Raw genomic sequence first — 2,854 nt, 5'->3', positions numbered from 1 at the left:
CAGCCGGCCGCTCGGGCTGCGCCGGCGCGGCCGGCGGGGAGGGCGGCGTCGCGCCAGGAGCGGGCATCGTGTGCTCGGTCCACCGGGTGCCGTCCCACCATCGCTGTCCACCCTGACCGTCGGGATACCACCCGGCGGGGGTGCTGGGCTGGTTCGGGTCGCTCATGGGTTCTCCTCGGCGGGACGTCGGCGGGCTGCCGCCGAATCATTCCACGCCGAGAGCCCGCCGCGCTGCACCGGGCGCGGGGCGGAGCACGGCTCAGAGAGAGCCGCTGCTCGGCAGGTTGAAGCCGCAGCTGATCGTCCGGGAGTACTCCGGTGCCGTCCACCCGCCGAGCCTGGTCACGATCGTGACCCGGTAGGAGGTGTTGCCGGAGTCGATGAGCTGCAGCCCCGTGCTCAGCGACACCGCCTCGGACGTCGAGGTCCTGGTCGCGCGCTGCGTCGTTCCGCGGTAGAGCGTCGAGGTGTAGGAGACGCCCGACGGCTGCCCGTTGTCGGAGAAGCCGGTGACGTTGACGTCGAGCCCCTCGGTGAAGAAGCCCGTCCGGCACGAGTAGCTGCCGGTCACCGCCGTGGGGGTCACGAGCTTGGCCACGCCCACCTGCACCGCGGGCGCCTTCGTCGCCGTGAAGCGCGCGAAGGCCACCTGCGGCACGACCATGAGGCAGAGCACCGCCAGGGTCAACGACACTGCGCGGCGCAGGGTGTCGGACCGAGACATCAGGAGGCTCCAGAGCGGGTGGGTCGTGCGGGGGTGGGGACGTGATTCATCGTGAAGCACCAGTCTGGCCGGACGGCCTCAAGGGGCGCCGGGGGCGACCTCTGGAAATCCTCAAGGTCTGGCATAGTCCGCTCCATGAGTGCTCCCGGGAACGAACGCCGCGCCGTGGTGGTCGAGGACGACGAGGATGTCCGCTCGCTCATCGAGTTCACGCTGACCAGCCAGGGGTTCGAGGTGCGGTCGGTCGACACCGGCCTGGCCGGCGTCGAGGCCGTGGGCACCTTCGACCCGGACCTGGTCACCCTCGACCTGGGTCTCCCCGGCATCGACGGCATCGAGACCTGCCGGCGCATACGCGAGACCAGCGACGTCTACATCGTCATGATCACCGCCCGCGACGAGGAGATCGACCGCCTCATCGGTCTCGAGACCGGCGCCGACGACTTCCTCTCCAAGCCGTTCAGCCCCCGGGAGCTGCAGGCGCGCGTCAACGCCCTGTTCCGTCGCCCCCGGCGCACGACCGCGTCCTCCGAGGCCGAGGCCACCTCCGCGGCGCCGCCGGCCCTGAGCAACGAGGTGCTCGACCACGGTCCGCTGAAGGTCGACGTGGACGGCCGGCGCGCCTTCAAGGGCGGCACGGAGCTCTCGCTCACCCGCACCGAGTTCGACCTGCTCACCGAGCTGATGCGCACCCCCGCCCGGGTCTGGACCCGCGAGGCGCTGCTGCGCTCGGTCTGGGGCACCGACTGGGCCACGGACACCCATCTCGTCGAGGTCCACGTCGGCAACCTGCGCCGCAAGCTCGGCGACGCCTCGTCGCTGGTCCACACCGTGCGCGGGGTCGGCTACCGCATGGAAGCCCGCTGAGCCGGTCCTCCCCCGCTCCGACCGCCCTCAGGCGCGGTCGGCGAGGCTGCTGAGGTACGCCGCCAGGGCGCGCTCGGTGCGGTGGGCCGCCTCGGGGATGAGCCCGAGGGGCAGCCGCGCCGCCGCCAGGTCGCCGGTGCGCAGGTGTGTCTCGAGGCGGCGGGCGATCTCGACCAGCTCGGACGCCCCGACGAACGACGACGAGACGCGCAGCGACAGCGCCGCGTCGAGCGCCTGGTCCAGGTCGCCGTCGGTGATCGCCGCGATGACGCGGCGGACCCGCTCGGGCAGCAGCCGCTGGTACTTCTGGGCGAAGGTGACCACGAACGGCCACGAGGACACGTCGCGCGCCAGGCGCTCGAGGCTCGAGGTGTCCAGGACGCTCATCCGCGAGCGCCCTCGCCGCTCTCGTCGTCCTGCCCGCCGTCCTGCTCGTCGTCCTCGGAGCGGGACCAGATGGTGGCCAGACCCATCAGGATCAGCCCGCCGAGCGCCACCCACTTCACGACGTGGTGCACCACGGGCGAGCGCATCGTCTGGATGACGTTGCCCAGCTCGGGGACGACCGCCTGGACCTCCCAGACGGTGTCCTCCTCGAGGATCGCGGTCCAAGGGTCGACGTTGCTGTTGGCGTCGCCCTGGGTGCGGATGCTGATCGTGCCGTCCTTGGCGGTGACGACCTCGGTGACCCGGTGGGTCTCGACGCGGTGGTCCTCGATGGGGATCTGGTAGCTGATCACGTCGCCGACCCGGACGTCGGCGGCCGGGCGCTCGGCCGTGACCACCACGTCACCGGGCATGATCCCGGGCTCCATCGAGCCGGTGAGCATGGTCGAGGTGCGGTAGCCGAGGACGTGGGGGCCCACGGCGAGGAACAGGAACATCACGAAGCTGCCGACCATCGCCAGGCTCATCACCGCGTTGGCCACCCGACGCCACGCGCGCCGGCGCTGCGGCGCCCGCTCGGGGCCGCCGGGGCCACGCACCGGGCTCGTCACGGACGGGGCCGGGCGAGGGGCCGGACGAGGGGCCGCGACGGGCGCCGCGCGGTGGCGGCCCACGACGATGGGGGTGGTGACGGCGATGCTCACGGGTGGCTCCTGGTCGTGGCGGCGGACGGGACGGGCTTGCGGACTACTTGGCCTGGGCGGCGCGCTGGGTGGCGTCGAAGGTGAAGGCGACGGTGTTGGAGAGGCCCTGGAAGGTGTTGTCGGCGGCCTCGGGCAGGGTGAGGGTCAGGCGCAGGTTGGCGGCGGCGGCGTT

5 protein-coding genes are annotated in these 2,854 nt (G+C 72.4%); 1 reads left to right on the top strand and 4 read right to left on the bottom strand.

All coding sequences use genetic code 11. The annotated features are described in order from the left end of the window. Positions 1 to 166: DUF2510 domain-containing protein (locus IRQ30_RS24405; RefSeq protein WP_193615148.1), on the bottom strand; the 166-nt coding region annotated here is incomplete at its 3' end. Between the two features lie 93 nt (positions 167 to 259). Beyond that, complete coding sequence (locus IRQ30_RS23020) at positions 260 to 724, bottom strand: hypothetical protein (protein ID WP_193615147.1); 465 nt, start codon at positions 722 to 724, stop codon at positions 260 to 262. A gap of 135 nt (positions 725 to 859) precedes the next feature. Between IRQ30_RS23020 and IRQ30_RS23015 the strand changes: the two genes are divergently transcribed. Beyond that, positions 860 to 1,591, top strand: a complete 732-nt coding sequence (locus tag IRQ30_RS23015) for a response regulator transcription factor (RefSeq protein WP_193615146.1) — start codon at positions 860 to 862, stop codon at positions 1,589 to 1,591. 27 nt (positions 1,592 to 1,618) lie between these two features. On the opposite strand, the gene IRQ30_RS23010 is transcribed toward IRQ30_RS23015, so the two are convergent. Next, positions 1,619 to 1,978 carry an Hpt domain-containing protein gene (locus tag IRQ30_RS23010; RefSeq protein WP_193609839.1) on the bottom strand — a complete coding sequence of 120 codons (360 nt, stop codon included), beginning with the start codon at positions 1,976 to 1,978 and terminating at the stop codon, positions 1,619 to 1,621. Then, entirely contained in the window at positions 1,975 to 2,682 is a 708-nt protein-coding gene (locus IRQ30_RS23005; RefSeq protein WP_193615145.1) for a signal peptidase I, read from the bottom strand. The genes IRQ30_RS23010 and IRQ30_RS23005 overlap by 4 nt, the downstream gene beginning before the upstream one ends. Positions 2,683 to 2,854: the final 172 nt, after the last annotated feature.

The sequence above is a fragment of the Nocardioides lijunqiniae genome (genome assembly GCF_015024225.1).
Classification (GTDB): Bacteria; Actinomycetota; Actinomycetes; order Propionibacteriales; family Nocardioidaceae; genus Nocardioides; species Nocardioides lijunqiniae.
The sequence above is the reverse complement of the archived record's forward strand: the minus strand, read 5'-3'. Positions and strand labels throughout refer to the sequence as shown.

What these genes read in the sequence shown, in the direction of transcription:
- IRQ30_RS23020 (WP_193615147.1), bottom strand. Translation starts at nt 724, where the DNA reads ATGTCTCGGTCCGACACCCTGCGCCGCGCAGTGTCGTTGACCCTGGCG.
- IRQ30_RS23015 (WP_193615146.1), top strand. Translation starts at nt 860, where the DNA reads ATGAGTGCTCCCGGGAACGAACGCCGCGCCGTGGTGGTCGAGGACGAC.
- IRQ30_RS23010 (WP_193609839.1), bottom strand. Translation starts at nt 1,978, where the DNA reads ATGAGCGTCCTGGACACCTCGAGCCTCGAGCGCCTGGCGCGCGACGTG.